This is a genomic window from Maritimibacter harenae (genome assembly GCF_009882975.1).
Classification (GTDB): domain Bacteria; phylum Pseudomonadota; class Alphaproteobacteria; order Rhodobacterales; family Rhodobacteraceae; genus Maritimibacter; species Maritimibacter harenae.
This window is the reverse complement of the sequence record NZ_WTUX01000022.1, coordinates 179621-199059: the sequence shown is the minus strand read 5'-3', so window position 1 is coordinate 199059 and position 19439 is coordinate 179621. Positions and strand designations below refer to the sequence as shown.

Annotated in this window: 26 protein-coding genes; 9 read left to right on the top strand and 17 right to left on the bottom strand. The window is 66.8% G+C overall.

From position 1 onward, the window contains the following. Positions 1-19: 19 nt before the first annotated feature. On the bottom strand, positions 20-673 hold the full coding sequence (locus GQE99_RS19805; protein ID WP_161353687.1) for a peroxiredoxin: 654 nt from the start codon (positions 671-673) through the stop codon (positions 20-22). Between the two features lie 221 nt (positions 674-894). Between GQE99_RS19805 and GQE99_RS19800 the strand changes: the two genes are divergently transcribed. Beyond that, a complete protein-coding gene (locus GQE99_RS19800) occupies positions 895-2343 on the top strand; it encodes an aldehyde dehydrogenase family protein (RefSeq protein WP_161353686.1) in 1449 nt (482 codons plus the stop codon). A gap of 121 nt (positions 2344-2464) precedes the next feature. Here GQE99_RS19800 and GQE99_RS19795 read toward each other — a convergent pair whose 3' ends face one another. After that, positions 2465-2794, bottom strand: coding sequence for a DUF1491 family protein (locus GQE99_RS19795; RefSeq protein WP_161353685.1), 330 nt, complete (start codon positions 2792-2794; stop codon positions 2465-2467). Next, positions 2791-3699, bottom strand: coding sequence for a GTPase Era (gene era, locus GQE99_RS19790; RefSeq protein WP_161353684.1), 909 nt, complete (start codon positions 3697-3699; stop codon positions 2791-2793). The genes GQE99_RS19795 and era overlap by 4 nt, the downstream gene beginning before the upstream one ends. A gap of 119 nt (positions 3700-3818) precedes the next feature. Here era and GQE99_RS19785 point away from each other — a divergent pair, with 119 nt between their 5' ends. Then, positions 3819-4112 carry a DUF6958 family protein gene (locus tag GQE99_RS19785; protein ID WP_161353683.1) on the top strand — a complete coding sequence of 98 codons (294 nt, stop codon included), beginning with the start codon at positions 3819-3821 and terminating at the stop codon, positions 4110-4112. Here the strand turns inward: GQE99_RS19785 and GQE99_RS19780 are convergent. The 5 genes from GQE99_RS19780 to acpS form a co-directional block, all read right to left on the bottom strand. Next, the gene (locus tag GQE99_RS19780) at positions 4109-4540 is read right to left on the bottom strand and encodes a group III truncated hemoglobin (protein WP_161353682.1); all 432 of its coding nucleotides are present in this window, start codon (positions 4538-4540) and stop codon (positions 4109-4111) included. The two genes, GQE99_RS19785 and GQE99_RS19780, sit on opposite strands and share 4 nt — an antisense overlap. Beyond that, positions 4537-5412 carry a DMT family transporter gene (locus tag GQE99_RS19775; RefSeq protein WP_161353681.1) on the bottom strand — a complete coding sequence of 292 codons (876 nt, stop codon included), beginning with the start codon at positions 5410-5412 and terminating at the stop codon, positions 4537-4539. The genes GQE99_RS19780 and GQE99_RS19775 overlap by 4 nt, the downstream gene beginning before the upstream one ends. Positions 5413-5621: 209 nt before the next feature. After that, on the bottom strand, positions 5622-6302 hold the full coding sequence (rnc, locus tag GQE99_RS19770) for a ribonuclease III (RefSeq protein ID WP_161353680.1): 681 nt from the start codon (positions 6300-6302) through the stop codon (positions 5622-5624). Beyond that, positions 6299-7081: a signal peptidase I gene (gene lepB, locus GQE99_RS19765; RefSeq protein ID WP_161353679.1), complete on the bottom strand. Its 783-nt coding sequence runs from the start codon at positions 7079-7081 to the stop codon at positions 6299-6301. Before lepB ends, rnc begins: the two co-directional genes overlap by 4 nt. Positions 7082-7135: 54 nt before the next feature. Next, positions 7136-7537, bottom strand: coding sequence for a holo-ACP synthase (acpS, locus tag GQE99_RS19760; RefSeq protein WP_161353678.1), 402 nt, complete (start codon positions 7535-7537; stop codon positions 7136-7138). Positions 7538-7796: 259 nt separating this feature from the next. On the opposite strand from acpS, the gene GQE99_RS19755 reads away from it, so the two are divergent. Beyond that, a complete protein-coding gene (locus GQE99_RS19755) occupies positions 7797-8693 on the top strand; it encodes a LysR substrate-binding domain-containing protein (RefSeq protein ID WP_161353677.1) in 897 nt (298 codons plus the stop codon). A gap of 3 nt (positions 8694-8696) precedes the next feature. Here GQE99_RS19755 and GQE99_RS19750 read toward each other — a convergent pair whose 3' ends face one another. From GQE99_RS19750 to folK, 7 genes are all read right to left on the bottom strand, one after another. Continuing rightward, the gene (locus tag GQE99_RS19750; protein ID WP_161353676.1) at positions 8697-9155 is read right to left on the bottom strand and encodes a hypothetical protein; all 459 of its coding nucleotides are present in this window, start codon (positions 9153-9155) and stop codon (positions 8697-8699) included. Then, positions 9152-9778 (bottom strand): LysE family translocator, encoded by a 627-nt coding sequence (locus GQE99_RS19745; RefSeq protein ID WP_161353675.1) that lies wholly within the window; start codon positions 9776-9778, stop codon positions 9152-9154. Before GQE99_RS19745 ends, GQE99_RS19750 begins: the two co-directional genes overlap by 4 nt. Further along, positions 9775-10518 (bottom strand): pyridoxine 5'-phosphate synthase, encoded by a 744-nt coding sequence (locus GQE99_RS19740; protein WP_161353674.1) that lies wholly within the window; start codon positions 10516-10518, stop codon positions 9775-9777. Before GQE99_RS19740 ends, GQE99_RS19745 begins: the two co-directional genes overlap by 4 nt. Continuing rightward, on the bottom strand, positions 10515-11159 hold the full coding sequence (locus tag GQE99_RS19735; protein ID WP_161353673.1) for a DUF2062 domain-containing protein: 645 nt from the start codon (positions 11157-11159) through the stop codon (positions 10515-10517). The genes GQE99_RS19740 and GQE99_RS19735 overlap by 4 nt, the downstream gene beginning before the upstream one ends. A 21-nt stretch (positions 11160-11180) precedes the next feature. Continuing rightward, entirely contained in the window at positions 11181-13319 is a 2139-nt protein-coding gene (locus tag GQE99_RS19730; RefSeq protein WP_161353672.1) for a RelA/SpoT family protein, read from the bottom strand. A gap of 15 nt (positions 13320-13334) precedes the next feature. Further along, a complete protein-coding gene (gene rpoZ, locus GQE99_RS19725; protein ID WP_161353671.1) occupies positions 13335-13691 on the bottom strand; it encodes a DNA-directed RNA polymerase subunit omega in 357 nt (118 codons plus the stop codon). Between the two features lie 129 nt (positions 13692-13820). Beyond that, positions 13821-14420, bottom strand: a complete 600-nt coding sequence (gene folK, locus GQE99_RS19720) for a 2-amino-4-hydroxy-6-hydroxymethyldihydropteridine diphosphokinase (RefSeq protein ID WP_161353670.1) — start codon at positions 14418-14420, stop codon at positions 13821-13823. Positions 14421-14521: 101 nt separating this feature from the next. Between folK and GQE99_RS19715 the strand changes: the two genes are divergently transcribed. The 5 genes from GQE99_RS19715 (at position 14522) to rnhA (ending at position 17662) form a co-directional block, all read left to right on the top strand. Continuing rightward, positions 14522-15097: a LabA-like NYN domain-containing protein gene (locus GQE99_RS19715; protein WP_161353669.1), complete on the top strand. Its 576-nt coding sequence runs from the start codon at positions 14522-14524 to the stop codon at positions 15095-15097. A gap of 142 nt (positions 15098-15239) precedes the next feature. After that, on the top strand, positions 15240-16190 hold the full coding sequence (ispH, locus tag GQE99_RS19710) for a 4-hydroxy-3-methylbut-2-enyl diphosphate reductase (RefSeq protein WP_161353668.1): 951 nt from the start codon (positions 15240-15242) through the stop codon (positions 16188-16190). After that, positions 16187-16636 carry a DUF3429 domain-containing protein gene (locus tag GQE99_RS19705; protein ID WP_161353667.1) on the top strand — a complete coding sequence of 150 codons (450 nt, stop codon included), beginning with the start codon at positions 16187-16189 and terminating at the stop codon, positions 16634-16636. Before ispH ends, GQE99_RS19705 begins: the two co-directional genes overlap by 4 nt. After that, the gene (locus tag GQE99_RS19700) at positions 16633-17220 is read left to right on the top strand and encodes a class I SAM-dependent DNA methyltransferase (protein WP_161353666.1); all 588 of its coding nucleotides are present in this window, start codon (positions 16633-16635) and stop codon (positions 17218-17220) included. Before GQE99_RS19705 ends, GQE99_RS19700 begins: the two co-directional genes overlap by 4 nt. Continuing rightward, a complete protein-coding gene (gene rnhA / locus GQE99_RS19695) occupies positions 17213-17662 on the top strand; it encodes a ribonuclease HI (RefSeq protein ID WP_161353665.1) in 450 nt (149 codons plus the stop codon). Before GQE99_RS19700 ends, rnhA begins: the two co-directional genes overlap by 8 nt. A 3-nt stretch (positions 17663-17665) precedes the next feature. On the opposite strand, the gene GQE99_RS19690 is transcribed toward rnhA, so the two are convergent. Together GQE99_RS19690 and GQE99_RS19685 are read right to left on the bottom strand one after the other, a co-directional pair. After that, positions 17666-17902, bottom strand: a complete 237-nt coding sequence (locus tag GQE99_RS19690) for a GlsB/YeaQ/YmgE family stress response membrane protein (RefSeq protein ID WP_161353664.1) — start codon at positions 17900-17902, stop codon at positions 17666-17668. A 47-nt stretch (positions 17903-17949) separates the two neighbouring features. Beyond that, complete coding sequence (locus GQE99_RS19685) at positions 17950-18951, bottom strand: glutathione S-transferase family protein (protein WP_161353663.1); 1002 nt, start codon at positions 18949-18951, stop codon at positions 17950-17952. Positions 18952-19215: 264 nt separating this feature from the next. Between GQE99_RS19685 and GQE99_RS19680 the strand changes: the two genes are divergently transcribed. Next, positions 19216-19437, top strand: coding sequence for a DUF6732 family protein (locus GQE99_RS19680; RefSeq protein WP_328794229.1), 222 nt, complete (start codon positions 19216-19218; stop codon positions 19435-19437). Positions 19438-19439: the final 2 nt, after the last annotated feature.

Sequence of the window (19439 nt, the reverse complement as noted above, 5' to 3'; positions counted from 1 at the left end):
TTTCAGGCGCAGCTGCGGATCAGGCGGGATCCTTGATCGTGCGCAGGTAGGGCAGCTTCATGTCCACGTCGCCATACTTGGCCTTGGCGTCGTCATCCGACACCGACAGGGCCACGATCACGTCTTCGCCCGGCGACCAGTTGGCCGGCGTGGCGAGCGGTGCACCGTCCGTCTTCATCACGGCGTCGAGCGCGCGCAGCACCTCGGCGAAGTTGCGGCCCACCGACATCGGGTAGGTCATGGTCAGGCGCAGCTTCTTGTCCGGGCCGATGATGAAGACCGAGCGCACGGTCGCGCTGTCGGCCGGGGTGCGGCCATCGGGGAGGTAGGCGTCGGCAGGCAGCATGTCGAAGGCCTTCGACATCTCGAGCCCTTCGTCGGCCACGATCGGGAAAGAAGCCTTGGCGCCGCCGAACTTCTCGATGTCGCCCTTCCATTTCTTGTGGTCCTCGACCCCGTCGACGGAGATGCCGAGCACCTTCACGCCGCGCTTCTCCCACTCGTCCGAGAGCTGGGCGACGGCGCCGAACTCGGTCGTGCAGACCGGGGTGAAGTCCTTCGGGTGCGAGAACAGGATGGCATAGCTGTCGCCGATCCAGTCGTGCAGCGTGATTTCACCCTGGTCGGTGGTGACGGTCAGGTTGGGAATTTCGTCATTGATGCGCAGGCCCATGAAAAGTCTCCTCTCTGCGTGAGTACGTATTGAGATAGATGTAATCGATGCGCGTTTCTCTTGAAGTGGTTGTGGCAGATTGTCCGCCCGAAATCGACCGGAATCCCGGAACGTGCGTTTCGGTGCTCCGCCGAGAATTGACGTAGCGGCAGAGGCCGGCCAGCTTGCCCCTTTCGCGGGGGAATGACAGAGTGCGCGCAACGCTGAAATGGGAGAGATCCATGCTCGAGAAACGCGAATTCTACATCAACGGGGAATGGGTCGCACCGGCCGAGGCCCGCGACCACGACGTCATCAACCCGGCCACCGAGGAACCCTGCGCGGTCGTGTCGCTCGCCGGCGAAGCGGACGTCGACAAGGCGGTCGCGGCGGCCAAGGCGGCCTTCCCGGGCTGGATGGCGACCCCGCCGGAAGAGCGCATCGCGATCGTCGAGAAGTTTCTCGCGATCTACAAGTCGCGCTCGGAAGACGTGGCGCAGGCGATCTCGATGGAGATGGGCGCGCCCATCGACCTCGCGCGGTCGGCGCAATGGGGCGCGGGCTATGCCCACACCAAGGCGTTCCTCCAGGCCGCGAAGAACTTCGAGTGGATCAAGCCGCTGGGCGAACACGCGCCGGACACGATGATCGTGCACGAACCGGTGGGCGTCTGTGCGCTCATCACGCCGTGGAACTGGCCGATGAACCAGATCAGCCTGAAGGTGATCGCGGCGGCCATCGCGGGCAACACGATGGTTCTCAAGCCGTCCGAGGAAAGCCCGATCGACGCGATGATCTTCGCCGAGTGCGTGCACGAGGCGGGCTTCCCCAAGGGCGTCTTCAACCTGGTGAACGGCGACGGCGCCGTGACGGGCAACGCGCTGACCGCGCACAAGGACGTCGACATGGTGAGCTTCACCGGCTCGACCCGCGCCGGGATCGCGATCTCGAAGAACGCGGCCGAGACGCTCAAGAAGGTCCACCTGGAACTTGGCGGCAAGGGCGCCAACATCGTCTTCGCCGATGCCGACGAGAAGGCCGTGAAGCGCGGCGTGATCCAGATGATGAACAACACCGGCCAGAGCTGCAACGCGCCGAGCCGGATGCTGGTCCAGCGCGAGATCTACGACGACGCCGTCGCCGCGGCGACCGCCGCCGCCGAACAGGTCAAGGTGGGTGATCCCAGCGAGGAAGGCCGCCACATCGGTCCCGTCGTGAACGAAGCCCAGTGGAACAAGATCCAGGGCCTCATCCAGCAGGGCATCGACGAAGGTGCGCGCCTGATCGCCGGCGGCCTGGGCCGTCCCGAGGGGCTGAACCGCGGCTATTACGTCAAGCCCACCATCTTCGCCGACGCCAACAACCAGATGACCATCGCGCGCGAGGAGATCTTCGGCCCGGTGCTCACCATGATCCCGTTCGAGACCGAGGAAGAGGCGATCGAGATCGCCAACGACACGGTCTATGGCCTGACCAACTACGTCCAGACGCAGGACGGCGCGAAGGCCAACCGGGTCGCGCTCAAGCTGCGCTCGGGCATGGTCGAGATGAACGGCAAATCGCGCGGCGCCGGCGCCCCCTTCGGCGGCATGAAGCAGTCGGGCAACGGCCGCGAGGCCGGCGTCTGGGGCATCGAGGACTTCCTCGAGGTCAAGGCGGTCGGCGGCTGGTCCGTCGAGGCGGCCGAGTAAGCAAGAGGTGCGCTGACGCGCGCAGGTCAAGCCCGATCCCGCGTCCCGCGGGTTCGGGCGGGGCGAGGGGGCGCTGCCCCCTCGCGCTCCCCCGGGATATTTCCGGACCGGAGAAGAGGGGTCAGTCGAGCCCCGGTTCGTCGAGCATGTGACGCCCGCGCGCATCCTCGACCTCGATCACCCAGAGGTCCGGGTCGAAGCTGCGCTGCTTCGCGATGCTTTCATCCACGGAGGATTCGTCGCCCTCGGACAGCACCATCCAGGTGCGCGCGCCGGTCATCAGGTCGACCGAGCGCTGGAAGGCCTTGGCCTGTCCATCCAACGTGGCGAGCTTGACGAGCACCGCGCCCGCGGTCGCGTCGCCCTTGGCCACGACGTAGGTCGAGATGCCTTCGGCCTGGAGCCGGGCGAGGTAGGCCGAGACCCAGAGGCCGGTGGCCAGTCGGCTCATGTATTGCCGTCTTTGAAGTCGAGACCCATTTCCGAGTAACGCGCAGCCTCTTCCAGCCAGTTGGGCCGGACCTTCACCTGCAGGAACAGGTGGATCTTGCGCCCGAGGAATTCCTCGAGCTCGGCGCGCGCCGCCTGGCTGACCGCCTTGATCGTTTCGCCCTTCTTGCCCAGCACGATGCCCTTGTGGCCGTCACGGGCGACGTAGACCACCTGGTCGACCCGGGCCGATCCGTCCGGCCGTTCCTCCCAGTTCTCGGTTTCGACCGTGAGCTGGTAGGGCAATTCCTGGTGCAGGCGCAGGGTGAGCTTCTCGCGCGTCATCTCGGCCGCGATCATGCGCAGGGGGAGGTCGGCGATCTGGTCCTCGGGGTAGAGCCAGGGGCCCTCGGGCATCTTCTCGGCCAGCCAGTGGCGCAGGTCCTCGACCCCGTAACCCTTCTCGGCCGAGATCATGAAGGTCTTCTCGAACGGGAAGCGTTCGTTCATGTCGCTGGTGAGCGCGAGGAGCACGTCGGATTTCACCCGGTCGATCTTGTTGATCGCGAGCGCCACGGGGCGGTTGCGGCCCACGTTTTCGAGTTCGGCCAGGATGCGTTCGACGCCCGGGGTGACGCCGCGGTGCGCCTCGATCAGGAGCACGATCACGTCCGCGTCCGCGGCCCCGCCCCAGGCGGCCGCCACCATGGCGCGGTCGAGCCGGCGGCGCGGCTGGAACAGGCCCGGGGTGTCGACGAGCACGATCTGGGCGTCGCCGTCCAGCGCCACGCCGCGGATGCGGGCGCGGGTCGTCTGCACCTTGTGGGTGACGATGGACACCTTGGCCCCGACCAGCGTGTTGGTCAGGGTCGATTTGCCCGCGTTGGGCTCGCCGATCAGGGCGACAAATCCGGAACGTGTGGTCATGCGGCTCGCCATAGCCCCTTTCCGCGCGTCGCGCTAGGGGGCGCGTGATGCGTGCGTGACGCGCGCTGCATCTGCGCGTACCCTTGCCCCGACAGGCCGCGGCACGGGGAGATCATCCGATGAGCGACGACAAGGTCGAGGTGCGCAACATCAATTCACCCGATCACATCACGCGGGTGGACCGGGTGAAATACGAGGACATGAAGCAGGCGCTGCTCCGGGTGCTGCCCGCCGAGGCGCCGGGATTGAAGGTTGCCGAGGCGCAGGAGGCGTTGAAGCCGCTGCTCGACCAGGAGCTGTTCCCCGGCGGGGCGAAATCGGGCTGGTGGCTGAAGTGCGTGCAGCTCGACCTTGAATTCAAGGGTGTGATCGCGCGTGCCGAGACGCCGCCGGTGCGTCTCTACCGTCTCTAGCGCAGCTTGGGCGGGGCGGTGGCGTCCTGCCGCTCCTGCACGCTTTCCAGGCCCCAGCGCAGGCCGCGGCCGATCCGCTCGGCCAGGGCCGACATCCGCTCTGCCTTCTCGGGCGGCAGCACGTCGCGGGCGGTGGCGTGGAACGTCTCGAGCCAGAGCGGGAAATGGTCGGGCCTGACCTCTCCGTTGGCGACGTGGGTGGCCATCGGGCTGCCGCGATACCCGCGGTCCATCCCGATCGCGTTGCGCCAGAAGGCGGCGATCTTGGCTTCGTGGGCCTGCCATTCGGGCCCGTAGTCCGGGGCGATGGCGCGCGCGAAGATCGGGCCCAGCACTTCGTGCTTGCGGATGCGGGCATAGAAGGCCGCGACCAGCCGGTCCACGTCCTCGGGCTCCATGTCGAAGCGCTGCATCGGGTTCTGCGTCATACGGCCTCGCGGGTCGGGTTGCCCGACCTCAGTAGTGTGAAAAGCCCCGTGGCCACGATCAGGGCGCCGCCGACCAAGGTCAGCGTGTCGGGGCGTTCGCCGAATACCATGTAAGCAATGACCAGCGCGACGAGAAGACGGGAGTAGCGAAACGGCGCCACGACCGAGATCTCGCCGGAGCGCATGGCCACCGTCAGGGAATTGTAGGCGATGGTGCCGACGATCGCCGCGCAGGCGACCGCGCCGAAGGACAGGGGCGGCCAGGCGGTGGGCAGGCGGGGGTCGAAGGCCCAGATGACGAGGCCCGCGGTGGTTACCACGAGAAAACCCAGCGTGCCGAGTTGCCGGCCCGAAACCGAGGGCGGGCTGGCCCGCGTGGCGAGATCGCGCCCGGCGAAGCCCAGCATCCCGATCACCGGCAGGATCACCAGCGGCTCGAACACCCCCGGCGCGGGGCGCAGGATCAGGAGCACGCCAGCGAACCCGATCAGCATGGCGATCCAACGGCGCGGTCCCACCTTTTCGCCGAAGAGAAGCGCGGCCCCCAACGTAACCACCAGCGGTGTCGCCTGCAGGATCACGGAGGTGAGCGACAGCGATACGAAGGCCAGCGACAGGGTGTAGAAGAGGCGCCCGATCAGTTCGATCCCCGATCGCACGAGCAGGCCGCGCGACAGGAAGGAGGCGGGAAAGACCGCCTCCCCGGCCCGCAGGGACATGAGCGCGCAGATCGACATGGCGACCAGCCCGAAGAGGGTGAAGGCCATGCCGCGGGGGATGTCCTGGAACGCGTATTTCAGGAAGGCGTCCTCGGCCGCGAAGGCGCACATGGACAGCACCATGAAGAGGGAGCCACGCAGGTTGGGGGACATGGGGGCCTTTCGCGCACGGGGACGGGACGAGGTTTCCTACCGCAGAGCAGCGAGGGGGGAAAGCGCAGGCGCTGTGCAGCGGTGCGCCGAGGCGCGCTCGGGGAGGCCCGAAGCCCCCGGGGCTTCGGGCCGGGCAAGGGGCGCTGCCCCTTACGCCGGGCGCACGCGCCCGGCTATCCCCGAGGTATTTCGGAAACGAAGAAGGGGGATCAGCCCTCGACCCGGTCGAGGAGCGCGCGGGCCGCGTCCTGTTCGGCGGCGCGCTTGGACCTGGCCTTGGCCGTCGCCGCCTCGCCGTTGGCGAGCCGGGCCTCGATGGTGAATTCCGGGGCGTGGTCCGGGCCGTCACGCGCCACCTCGGTGTAGCTCGGCGGCGGCATCTTGCGGGCCTGGGCCCATTCCTGGAGCGCGGTCTTGGCGTCGCGGGCGTCCTCTTCGACGGTCGCGATCCGGTCGCCCCAAAGGCGCGTGATCATGGCGCGGGCCGCCTCGAACCCGGCGTCGAGGTAGACGGCGGCGATCACCGCTTCCATCGCGTCGCCCAGCAGCGCCTGCTTGCGCCGGCCGCCCGACATCATCTCGGACCGGCCGAGTTTGAGCACCGCGCCCAGGTCGACCTCGCGCGCCACGTCGGCGCAGGTTTCCTTGCGCACGAGCGCGTTGAAACGGGGGGCGAGCTGGCCTTCGGACGCCGCCTTGTCGGCGGCCAGGATCGCCTCGGCCATCACGAGACCCAGTACCCGGTCGCCCAGGAATTCGAGCCGCTGGTTGTCCGGCCGGGTGTCGGTCGAGATCGAGCCGTGGGTGAGGGCACGGATCAACAGGTCGGGCGTCTGGAACCGATGCCCGATCCGGTCGGAAAACGCTTTCAGGTCCGCAGAGAGCTTCATTCGATCTTTTCGAAGAACCGGTCGCCGCGCCAGGTCCAGAAGAACAGCAGTCGCTTGCCCGCGGCCGAGAAGATCACCCGGTCGACGCGGCCGAGCAGCAGTTCCTCGGGAACGAAGCCCACGCCGTTGGCGCGTTGGCTCACCCGGCTGTCGGTGGAGTTGTCACGGTTGTCGCCCATGAAGAAGTAATGCCCTTCGGGCACGGTGAAGACGTTGGTGTTGTCCAGCCGCCCGTCGGCCACGTTGAGGATCGAGTGCTCCACGCCGTTGGGCAGGGTCTCGATGAAACGCTCCTTCACGCAGGTTCCGCCCTGGCCCACCGGGGCGTTCGAGCAGAGCGGGAAGGTGCCGAAGCGGCCCTGTGCGCGGTAGATTTCCTCGTAGGTGCCGGCCGGGACCTGCGTGGCCTCTTCGCCGTTGATGAAGAGCACGCCGTCCTGCACCTGGATCTGGTCGCCCGGCTTGCCGATCAGGCGCTTCACGTAGTCGCTGCCCAGCGTGGGGTGGCGGAACACGACGACATCGCCGGTCTCGGGTTCCGAGCCCAGAATGCGGCCCGGGATCGGGCACATGGCGAAGGGGCAGGAATACTGCGAGTAGCCGTAGGCCATCTTGTTGACGAACAGGAAATCACCGATCAGCAGCGTGTCCTTCATCGAGCCGGTGGGGATCCAGAAGGGCTGGAAGAAGAGGGTCCGGAAGATGCCCGCGATCAGCAGCGCCCAGAAGACCGTCTTGATCGTCTCGACGAAACCGCCGTCTTTTTTCTCTTTTGCCATGCGATCCTGCCTCCACAACTGTCCCGCGCTACATGAGCGGGTCCGGCAGGCGAGTCAAGCAACCGGGCGGGCTTCGATCAGGACGAAAGCCTGCGCCCAGGGGTGATCGTCGGTGAGGGTCACGTGCACGATGGACTCGTGTCCCTCGGGGGTCATTTCGGCCAGACGATCGGCGGCCCAGCCGGTCAGGTGCATGACGGGCTGCCCCGTACGCAGGTTGGAGACCGCCATGTCCTTCCACGAGATGCCCATGCGCAGGCCGGTGCCCAGCGCCTTGGAGCAGGCCTCTTTCGCCGCCCATCGCTTGGCGTAGGTGCCGGCCTCGTCCTTGCGACGATTTGCCTTGGCCTGCTCGACCTCGGTGAAGACACGGTTGCGGAACCGATCGCCGTGGCGTTCCAGTACGCCGGCGATCCGGTCGATGTTCGCAAGGTCGGTGCCGATCCCCAAAATCATGTGCTTTCGCTGACCGTTCGGCGCGGCGGCGTCAAGGGGCTTTGATGGGGTGCGGCAGGTCGGCGAGTGCGGCGGGTTCGAGGTCGCGCAGGGCTGGATGGTCGTGCGGGTCGGCCGGGGCGCTGGGGCGGACCGGGCCGGGGCGGAAGATCCTGGGGAGCAGGCGGTGCATGGGCTGTCCTTTCGTTTTGAAGGATCATGCCTGTCGCTTGGTCACGAAAACATGGCGTTTTGCTAGGGCAGAGTTTAGAAAAGCTGCATGCATAACCTGAACCGCGTCCACCTTTCCGGCCTGAAAGCGATCGAAGCGGTCGCGCGGCTGGGTACGCTGGCGCGCGCGGCGGATGAGCTGCAGGTGTCGCCCGGGGCGGTGAGCCAGCGGATCGCGAAGGCGGAGGGCGCGCTGGGCGTGGTCCTGTTCGAACGACGGCCGGGCGGCATGGCGCCGACGTCCGCAGGGGCGGCGATGGCGGGACTTCTGACCTCGGGCTTCGGGCAGCTTTCGGCGGCCGTGGGCGAAGCGGTGCGCGACCGGCGCGCTTCGCTGGTCGTCTCGGTCGCCCCGATCTTCGCCGCGCGCTGGCTGGTGCAGCGCCTGCCGCGGTTCTCCGGGAAACATCCGGAGATCCGGGTAAGGATCGACAGCGCGGTCGGGCTGGTGGACCCGAATACGAGCGACGTCGACCTGTGTCTCAGGGTGGGCAAGGGGCCCTACCCGGACGTGCGGGCCGAGCGGCTGTTCGCCCACCGGGTGATGCCGGTCTGCGCGCCGGAGATGGCGGAACGGCTGCGGACGCCCGCCGATCTTGCGCATGTGCCGATCATCCGCGACCTGAATTCCGCGATCGACTGGAATACCTGGCTCGCGCCCGAGGGGCTCGACGCCTCGATCCTGGGGCCGGGTCCCGAGTTCTCGGACGGGAGCCTGTGTTTCGATGCCGCGATGGGCGGCGCGGGCGTGTTCCTGGCCTGGGAGACGCTGGATCTGCAGGCGATGGCGGCGGGCCGGGTGGTGGCGCCTTTCGCGCGGCGGGCGCCGACGGGACAGAGCTATTGGCTCGTCTCCGCGCGCGACCGCAGTCCGGGCGATGCGCAGCGGTATTTCATGCGGTGGATGAAGGACGAACTGCGAGCGGACGGGATCGCGGTGGGGTGAGGCTCAGTCGAACCCCAGGTCGACGCGCGTCCCGATCTCGCCCGTCGCCTGGTTCACGGTCACCGACAGGAGCGCGTCGACGAAGCCGGTGGCGCTGTCGTTTGCGATCTGCACGGGCAGGGTGAACATCAGCCCCCTGGCCGGGTCGTAGGTCGCGCCCAGCCCGTAGAAGTCGATGGCGGCGAACCCGATGGTGTCGTCGTAGGAGACGATGCGGCACTGGCGGTGTCCCATTTCCTCGCGCGGGGGCGACAGGACGAAGAGGTGAAAGCCGCCGGCCGCCGGTTCGCCCACGTCCATCTTGGCCAGCCGCACCTCGCCATTGGCGAATGTGCGCGTGTTCTCCGCCCACGGTTCGGCGATGTTGGTCGCCGCGGCGCGCCAATCGCAGGGGGCGACGTTGGGCTGGGCCAGCGCGGGGGAGGCCAGGAGAGCGAGCAGAACGGGCAGCAGGCGTGTCATGCGAACCTCGTGGTCAGGATGGACAGGGCCGCCGCCCCGAAGAGCGCGGCGAAGAGCCCGTCGAAGAGTTGCTGCAGCTTCAGGTAGGCGCGCGCCGCGCGTGCGGTCGAGAACAGGAAGGCGTAGGTGAAGACGACCGTGGTCGACGTGGCGATGCAGGCGAGGCCGACGGTCACGATGTCGGCGCGCGCGGCGTCCGGGCTGACGATCACCGCGAAGAGCGAGCCCCAGAAGAAGATCGCCTTGGGGTTGGTCAGGTGCACCGCCGCGCCCTTGAGCCAGCCCTTGCGAAAGCCGATCCCGGCGCGCGCGGGCTCGAGCTCCCGCGTGGACTTGCGGAAAGCCGACCGGGCCGAGCGGATGGCGAGGAACAAGAGGTAGGCCGCGCCGAGATAACGCAGCACCTCGATGCTCCAGCTGTGGGTCATCATGAGTGCGCCGAGGCCGAGCCCGGCGGCGGTGGCCCATGTGATCGAACCGGTGATGATCCCGCTCGCCACGCCAAGCGCCGCGCGCCGGCCGGAGCCGAGCGCAGTGGTCAGAAGCGTGAGGTTGGCAGGGCCCGGGGAGCCGACCGCGACCACCCAGACGGCGAGGATCGGGATCAGCTCGCCCAGCGTCATGCCCGGGCCGCGTCCATCAACCGGCGCATTTCGCGGATCGAGTCGGGCAGGCCGCGGAAGATCGCCTCGCCGATCAGGAAGTGCCCGATGTTGAGCTCGCGCACCTCTGGGAAGGCCGCGACCGGGCCGACCGTGTCATAGGTCAGGCCGTGGCCCGCGTGCACCTCGAGCCCCAGGGAATGGGCGAAGGCCGCCATGTCGCGCAGGCGTTCGAGCTCCGCGTCGCGGGCCTCGAACTCGCCTTCGGCGTGAAGGTCGCAATAGGCGCCGGTGTGAAGTTCGACCACGGCCGCGCCGATCCGGTTGGCGGCCTCGATCTGGGCGCGGTCGGCGGCGATGAAGATGGACACCCGGCATCCCGCGTCGGCCAGCGGGGCGATGAAATGGGCCAGCCGGTTTTCCTGCTTGGCCACCTCCAGCCCGCCTTCGGTCGTCACCTCCTGCCGCTTCTCCGGCACGATGCAGACGGCGTGCGGCTTGTGGCGCAGCGCGATGGCCTGCATCTCGTCGGTCGCGGCCATTTCGAAGTTGAGCGGCACGGAAAGCTCCGCGACGAGGCGTTCGATGTCCTGGTCCCCGATGTGCCGGCGATCCTCGCGCAGGTGGGCGGTGATGCCGTCGGCCCCGGCCTCTTCGGCCAGCTTCGCCGCGCGCACCGGGTCGGGATAGGCAGAGCCGCGCGCGTTGCGCACCGTCGCCACGTGGTCGATGTTCACGCCGAGACGCAGGTCGCGTGTCATGTTTCGTTCTCCTTCTGCCGCTTGGCGCGTTCGGCCATGCGCTTCTCGTAACTCTTGCGCAGCATTTTCACCCGCCGTTTCTGATAGGCGGTGATGAGGGGCCGCGACAACCCGAAGGCGATGAACGCGAGCGCCAGACCGGGAAGCAGGCCGCCCACGAGGTAGGGCAGGAAGATCCTGTCCAGGAACAGGTCGAGACCGGCCCAGTCGGCCTGCCGGTGCGTAAAGATGGACAGGAAATTGTGCCAGATGTCCTCGCTCGCCCGCGAAAACGCCTCGACGATCTCGCTGAGCCGCAGGTGGCCATGCACGTTCCCCAGGATCTTGTTGCCCAACTGAAGGCTGAAGCCCGCGATGAAGGGGAAGGTAAGCGGGTTGCCCACGAAGGTGGCCAGCACCGCGGCCAGCATGTTGCCGCGGATGATCCAGGCGATGAGCGCGGCGGTCACGAAATGCAGGCCGAAGAGTGGCGTGAAGCTCACGAACACGCCGGCGGCGATGCCCCGGGCGATCCGGTCGGCCGGGTCGGGCAGGCGCCGCACGCGGTGGATCACGTAGCGCGACGCGCGGTACCATCCGCCGCGCGGATAGAAGAATTCCACCAGGATCCTGAGATAGGAGCGCGGGTTGCGTTTGAACATCGCTGCACCGCCCTCCTTGTCTTATGGCGCGCGGTCGAGGTCCCGGTGTCTTCGGATCTCGGCCACGTCCGTTTCCGCTTCGAGCACCAGCATGACGGCGTGCAGATGCTCGACATCCCGCAAATCCACATCGATGAGGAGCCGGAAATAGTCCGGTTTGCGGTCAATGAATTCCATGTTCGAGATATTGGCCTTCTGCTCGCCGATCAACGTGCAAATGTGACCCAGGACGCCGGGACCGTTCGCGATGACCACGTTCAGGGTGACCGTGTGGATCGACGGGTGCTGGCCGGAATGCCAATGCACGTCGACCCAGCGCGAGCTGTCGCCGTCCACCGCCTCGAGCGCGAGGCAGTCGATGGAATGCACCACGACCCCCTTGCCGCGGTAGGTGATGCCCACGATCCGCTCGCCCGGCACCGGCTGGCAGCACTTGGCGCGGGTGAAGCTCTGGCCGGGTTCCAGGCCGATCACGGCGCGGTCGGCATCGACTTCGCTGCCGGTGTCGGCAGCGTTGGGGTAGAGCGTCGCGACGACGTCGCGCGCGGCGATGTCGGCCGACCCGAGACGCGCGAGCAGGTCCTCGGCGCTGCCCAGGCCCATCTGCTTGGCCGCCGTGGCGAGCGCCTTGTCGGTGGCCTTGCGCCCGACGTGGTCGAAGGCCACGCGGGCCAGTTCCCGGCCCAGGCGGATGAAGCGTTCACGGTCCTCTTCGCGCAGCCGGCGGCGGATGGCCGACTTGGCGCGGCCGGTCACGACGATGTCGAGCCAGCTTGCCTGCGGGCTCTGTCCCTCGGCGGTGATGATCTCGACGGACTGGCCGTTCTTGATCCGGGTCCAGAGCGGCACCCGGATGTTGTCCACCCGCGCGCCCACGCAGCTGTCGCCGATCCGCGTGTGGATCGCGTAGGCGAAGTCGAGCGGCGTCGCCCCGCGCGGCAGTTTCACCACCTCGCCCTTGGGCGTGAAGCAGAACACCTGGTCCTGGTACATCTCGAGCTTCACGTTCTCGAGAAACTCGTCGTGATCCTCGGCGTTCTCGAAACGCTCGGTCAACGAGGCGATCCACTTGGCGGGGTCGACCGCGAAGGGGTTCTCGACCCGCTCCCCGTCCTTGTAGGACCAGTGCGCCGCGACCCCCGCCTCGGCGACATCGTGCATCTGGCGGGTGCGAATCTGGATTTCGACCCGCTTGCCGTCCCGCCCCGACACCGTGGTGTGGATCGAGCGGTAACCGTTCGATTTCGGCTGGCTGATGTAGTCCTTGAAGCGCCCCGGCACCGCGCGCCAGCGTTGATGGACGGCGCCCAGCACGGCGTAGCAATCGGCCTCGGTCGCGGTGATCACACGGAAGCCGTAGGTGTCCGACAGGCGCGAGAAGGACTGGTCCTTCTCCTGCATCTTGCGCCAGATCGAATACGGCTTCTTGGCGCGGCCGAAGACCTCTGCCTCGATCCCGACGCGGTCGAGCTCGATGCGGATGTCCTTGGTGATCTTGTTGATGACGTCGCCCGATTCCTTCTGCAGGTGGACGAACCGCCGGATGATCGAGGCGCGGGCATCGGGGTTGAGCACGTGGAAGGCGAGATCCTCGAGCTCCTCGCGCATCCACTGCATGCCCATCCGGCCGGCGAGCGGCGCGAAGATGTCCATCGTCTCGCGCGATTTCTGGACCTGCTTCTCGGGCCGCATCGCGCGGATGGTGCGCATGTTGTGCAGCCGGTCGGCAAGCTTCACCAGGATCACGCGCAGATCCTTGGACATGGCCATGAAGAGCTTGCGGAAGTTCTCGGCCTGCTTGGTCTCGACCGACGAAAGCTGCAGGTTGGTGAGCTTGGTCACACCATCGACGAGTTCGGCGACCTCGGTCCCGAACTGGTCGGCGATGGCGGAATAGGTCGACCCGGTGTCCTCGATCGTGTCGTGCAGCAGCGCGGTGATGATCGTGGCATCGTCGAGCTGCTGGCCCGCAAGGATGTGGGCCACGGCGATCGGGTGCGTGAAATAGGGTTCGCCGGAATGGCGGAATTGCCCCTCGTGCATCTCGCGGCCGTAGTCGAAGGCCGCGCGGATGAGATCCGAATTGGACTTGGGGTTGTAGGCGCGGACCTGCGCGACAAGCTCTTCCGGCGAAAGCTCGTTCAGTTCAGCACCATCCATGAGTTCGCGACAGGGTCAGCGTTCGCCCTGTGCCTCCATCAGCGCGCGCAGCAGTTTTTCATCGGTCATGTCGTCATCGTCCGGCTTGTCCGGCGTTTCCTGACCCATGAGCAGCGCCATCTGGTCGTCTTCCGGCTCGTCGACCTCGATCTGGGTCTGGTGCGAACCGATCATCCGCTCTTCGAGCTCATCCGCCGTCTGGGTTTCGTCGGCGATCTCGCGCAGGGCCACGACCGGGTTCTTGTCGTTGTCGCGGTCGACCGTCAGCGGCGCACCGGACGAGATTTCGCGCGCCCGGTGGGCGGCGAGCATCACCAGGTCGAACCGGTTCGGCACTTTGTCAACGCAATCTTCAACCGTCACGCGGGCCATTGAGGGACTCCATTACTTCGCGGATGTGAAACGGCTATGTAGGCGCAAAAAAGCTTGAACACAAGCGGATTCGGCGAATTGCCGCGCGCATCGGCGGGCCTGATCCGGCCGGGGTTCCCAAGCCGGGTCTCAAGACGCATCGTCCAGGGGCCGCATCACGTCGCGGTCGGCCGGCGGCAGCGCGTCGCGCATCTCGCGGATCGTCCGGCCCAGGAGCGGATGGCGCCAGTCCGGCGCGATCTCGGCGGCCGGGACCAGCACGAAAGCCCGGTCCTGAAGGCGTGGATGCGGCAGGATCAGCTCGCCCGGCGCGGCAGATTTCTGCTGGTCAGGCGGTAAGTTGACCCATCCGCGCAGCGTGGTCTGGTCAGGGAGTATGATTTGGTCCACACTCAGAAGATCGAGATCGAGGGTTCGGCTAGTCCACCGCTCACGGCGCTTTCTGTCGAAGGATGCCTCGATCTCATGAAGGCACGACAGAATGCTGTCAGGGTCGCGGTCCGTCGCGACATCGACCACGGCATTCACGACATCTGGCTCCGCCCCGCGGGGGATGAAAGGAGACACGTAGAATCGACTGCGGGCGAGGATTTCGAACGGCCCGCGCTCGAGCGAAGAGATCGCGGCGCGCAGTGTCTGGGCCGGGCCACCGGCCGGTGACGTTGCGTTACTGCCCAGTGCGATGAGGGCTGTCACCTCACGTCGGGGTTTCTCATGAGGTTGCGTCATCGGGCGTTATCCCTATTTTGTCGCGAATTCGTCGTCGGCTGAATTTTTTCGCACATACCACTCACGGCACGGACGGCGAACACAATTCGGAAGGATGGATTATGTTCTACAAAGACGAACGGCTTGCGCTGTTCATCGATGGTTCGAATCTCTACGCGGCGGCCAAGTCGCTGGGTTTCGACATCGACTACAAGCTTCTGCGGCAGGAATTCATGCGCCGCGGCAAGCTGCTCCGCGCGTTCTACTACACCGCGCTTCTCGAAAACGACGACTACTCGCCGATCCGCCCGCTGGTCGATTGGCTTCACTACAACGGCTTCACTATGGTCACGAAACCGGCCAAGGAATTCACGGATTCGATGGGTCGCCGGAAGGTGAAGGGGAACATGGACATCGAGCTCACGGTCGATGCCATGGAAATCGCCCCGCATGTCGATCACATCGTCCTGTTCTCCGGCGACGGCGACTTCCGCCCGCTCGTCGAGGGGCTTCAGCGCAAGGGCGTGCGGGTCTCGGTGGTCTCCACCATCCGCAGCCAGCCGCCGATGATCGCCGATGAGCTGCGCCGCCAGGCCGACAACTTCATCGAGCTGGAAGACCTCAAGGACGTGATCGGCCGTCCGCCGCGCGAAGACCGCCCGGACCGCAACGTCCAGCAGGAAGACGCGGACGCCTGAGACGGCCCGCACCGAAACACCGGACCCGGCCCCCGCGAGGGAGCCGGGTTTTTTCATGGCCCCGGCCGACCATGATGTGATTGCGCGAAGGCTGGACCTCAAATCCCAGCGTGATTAGGTGGGTGTGGGAAAAGGAGCCGACATGACCAAGCCGCCTCTCACACTCATCCTCGCCGCCCCGCGCGGGTTCTGTGCGGGCGTGGACCGCGCCATCAAGATCGTCGAAATGGCGATCGAGAAATGGGGCGCGCCCGTCTATGTCCGCCACGAGATTGTGCACAACAAGTACGTGGTCGACGGCTTGCGCGACAAGGGCGCGGTCTTTGTCGAGGAACTGGACGAAGCGCCCTCGGACCGGCCGGTCATCTTCTCGGCCCACGGCGTGGCCAAGGCCGTCCCGGCCGAAGCCGAACGGCGCGAGATGGTCTATGTCGACGCGACCTGTCCGCTGGTGTCGAAGGTGCATATCGAGGCCGAGCGCCACCACCAGAACGGGCTTCAGATGGTGATGATCGGCCACGTGGGCCACCCCGAGACGATCGGCACGATGGGACAACTGCCCGATGGCGAGGTGCTCCTGGTCGAGACCGAGGCGGACGTGGAAAAGATCGCCCCCCGCGATCCCGATCGGCTCGCCTTCATCACGCAGACGACGCTGTCGGTGGACGACACGGCGGGCATCGTCGCGGCGCTCAAGGCCCGGTTCCCGAAGATCATCGGGCCGCACAAGGAAGACATCTGTTACGCGACCACCAACCGGCAGGAAGCCGTGAAGGCGATCGCGCCCAAGGCGGACGCCCTGCTGGTGATCGGTGCGCCCAATTCCTCGAACTCGCGTCGGCTGGTCGAAGTCGCCCGCGCCCGCGGCTGCGCCTATTCGCAGCTCGTCGCCCGGGCGAACGAAATCGACTGGCGCGCGCTGGAAGGTGTGGGGTCGGTGGGCCTGACCGCAGGCGCCAGCGCGCCCGAGGTTCTGGTCGACGAGGTGATCGAGGCCTTCCGCGAACGCTTCGACGTGACCGTGGAGACGGTCGAGACCGCGACCGAGAACGTCGAGTTCAAGGTGCCCCGCGTGCTTCGGGAACCCGCATGAGCAACCCGGCCCCGGCGACCTCCATCCCCCGCGCGCCGCTCGCGCTGGGACTCGCCGGGTTGATCCCGTTCCTCTGGGGCCTCGTCACCAGTTTCGTCGACGTGCCTCAGGTTTCGGCCCTCTTCACGGGCTACGCGGTACTGGCCGACTACGGAACGATCATCCTCGCTTTCATGTCCGGCGTGATCTGGGGCTTCGCCACGCGTGCCAACGGGCGGCAGGCGGCCACGTTCTACGTCCTGTCGGTGATCCCCGCGCTCTGGGCCTTCTTCTTCGCCTTCGGTGACTTCGCGCTGCTGACGCTCGCGGCCGGGTTCCTGTTTCTCCTGCCGGTGGACCGGGCTGCGATGCAGCTGGGGCTTGCTCCGTCGTGGTGGATGCGGTTGCGGATGCTTCTGACATCGGTGGTGGTGGCCTGCCTCGTGATCGGCCATTTCGCGCCATGAGCGCGGACCGGGAAACGATCGCGGTCTACGACGCGAAGGCGCAGGATTACGCGGACATGGTGTCGCGCGACTCGCACCCCGGGCTCGACGCTTTCCTCGCGGCGGTGCCGGAGGGCGCGCGCGTTCTCGACCTCGGCTGCGGCACCGGCGCGATGGCCGAGAAGATGGTGGCGGCCGGGCGCGTCGTGGACGCGACCGATGCCTCGGCGGCGATGGTGGAGCTCGCGCAGGCGCGCGGCGTTCCGGCGCGGGTGGCGACCTTCGACGATCTGGATGCGGAGGCCACGTATGATGGCATCTGGGCCAATTTCTCGCTCCTCCACGCGCCGCGCGTGGACCTGCCGCGCCACCTGGCGGCGATCCACGGGGCCTTGAAGCCCGGCGGGTATTTCCATATCGGCGTGAAGCTGGGCACCGGGGAGGCGCGGGACGCGCTGGGCCGGTTCTACACCTATTACGGCGAGGACGAGTTGGAAGAGAGACTGGCAGAGGCGGGGTTCACCCCGATCACCCGCAAGCACGGCGTGGGCCGGGGGCTGGACGGCACCCGCGCCCCCTGGATCTGGATGCTGTGCCGTGGTTGACCTGGTTGCGCATACCGACGGCGCCTGCTCCGGGAACCCCGGACCCGGGGGGTGGGGCGTCCTGCTCGAAGCCAAGGAGGGCGACCGGGTGCTCAAGACCCGGGAGCTCAAGGGCGGTGAAGCGGCGACCACCAACAACCGGATGGAACTGATGGCCGCGATCATGGCGCTCGAGACACTGGAGCGGCCCTCGCACATCACCATCGTGACCGACTCGGCCTACGTGAAGAACGGCGTGACCGGCTGGATCCACGGCTGGAAGCGCAACGGCTGGAAGACCGCGGCGAAGAAGCCGGTGAAGAACGTCGAGCTGTGGCAGCGCCTGGACGAGGCGCAGAAGCGTCATAACGTCGAGTGGAAGTGGATCAAGGGCCACGCTGGCCACGACGAGAACGAGCGCGCCGACGAACTGGCGCGCGCCGGCATGGCCCCGTTCAAGTAGCCGCTATTTGCGGATGTAGGTGTCCCAGAACCAGATCAGGAACACGGCGCCCACGACGGCGCCGATGAACCCGAAGGCGAACGACCCCACCGCCACGATCACCCGCAGCAGCAGGCCGCCGAACAGCGCGCCGATGACGCCGATGGCGATGGTGGTGAGAATGTCGGTCTCGCGCCCCATGATCCGTGTCGCCACGAACCCGGCCGCCGCCCCGATGATGATGAGCAAAAGAACCTGCATGACCCGACTATCGGGTCATGCACGGGCGGGGGCAACCGCCTTTCGCGTCAGGCCGACTTGGCCACCGGGAACACCTCGTCCCGGCCATGCGGCGCGTCCCAGTCGATGGTCGGGCCGATCGGGATAATCCGGTACGGGTTCACGGTTTCATGGCTGTAATGGTAGTGCCGGATGTAGTGATCCGGGTGCACCGTGTTCGCCACGCCGGGCCATTGGTACAGCTCGCGGGCATAGGCCCAGAGGTTGTCGAAATCGACCAGCCTGTTGCGGTTGCACTTGAAGTGCCCGTGATAGACCGGGTCGAACCGTAGCAGCGTGGGCAGAAGCCGCCAGTCGGCCTCGGTGACCCGGTCGCCGGCAAGGTAGCGCTGGCGTGAAAGCCGGTCCTCGAGCCAGTCCATCGTGTCGAAGAGCTCGCCCACGGCCTCGTCATAGGCTTCTTGGGTGGTCGCGAAGCCCGACTTGTAAACGCCGTTGTTGAGCGTGTGATACACCCGCTCGTTCACCGCCTCGATCTCGTCATGCAGGGCGTCCGGGTAGAAATCCTGCCGGTCGCCGGTGATGCCGTCGAAGGCCGAGTTGAACATGCGGATGATCTCGGCGGATTCGTTCGACACGATCGAGTTGGTCTTCTTGTCCCACAGGATCGGCACCGTCACGCGGCCCGAGATGTGCGGGTCGGCCTCGGTGTAGATGTCGCGCAGGTAGGACTTGCCGAAAAGCCGGTCGCCGGTGGCGCCGACGAAATCCTGGTCGAAGGTCCAGCCGTCATCGAGCATGTCGGGATGCACGACGGACACGTCGATGTGCTCGACAAGCCCCTTCAGGGTCCGGAAGATCAGGGTGCGGTGCGCCCAGGGGCACGCATAGGAGACGTAGAGGTGATAGCGGCCGCTTTCCGCCTTGAACCCGGCGTCGCCCGAGGGGCCCGCCGATCCGTCGGGCGTGACCCAGTTGCGAAACTTCGTCTCGCTGCGCACGAACTTGCCGCCGTGCTTCTTGGTGTCGTACCAACCGGTCTGCCATTCGCCGTTTTCGAGATAACCCATCGGTGCCTCCTTTTCCTGCCATCCTAGATAGGAGAACGCGCTTCTGTGCGAAATGGTTCAGAGAGCGCAGCTTTCGTGCATCCCTGCACAATGTCGCGGGCCATTGAGCGAATGTCGTCTTTCCTGTAGAGCGAAGCGTGACGATGCCCCATCAGAGGGGCCGGAGAGGTTGACCGTTTCGGGACCGACCCAATCAGGGGGTCCGGGCGCGGTGTCGTCAAGGCAAGACGCATGGCCTCTTCGCGCCCGACGAATTGAAGGACCATGCCGATGAAAGCCTGCCTCACCGCCATTCTCGCGTTCATGCCTGCCGTCGCGATGGCCCACCCGGGCCACCTGGTCGACGCGGCCGGGCATGACCATGTCGCTGCCGGCGTCGCCATCGGCGTGGCCATCGGACTCGCCGTATGGGGCGCGCTGCGCGGATCGAAGGGCAAGGACGCCGAAGCGGCGGACGAAGCCGACGCCGAGCCCCAGGAGTCCTGATC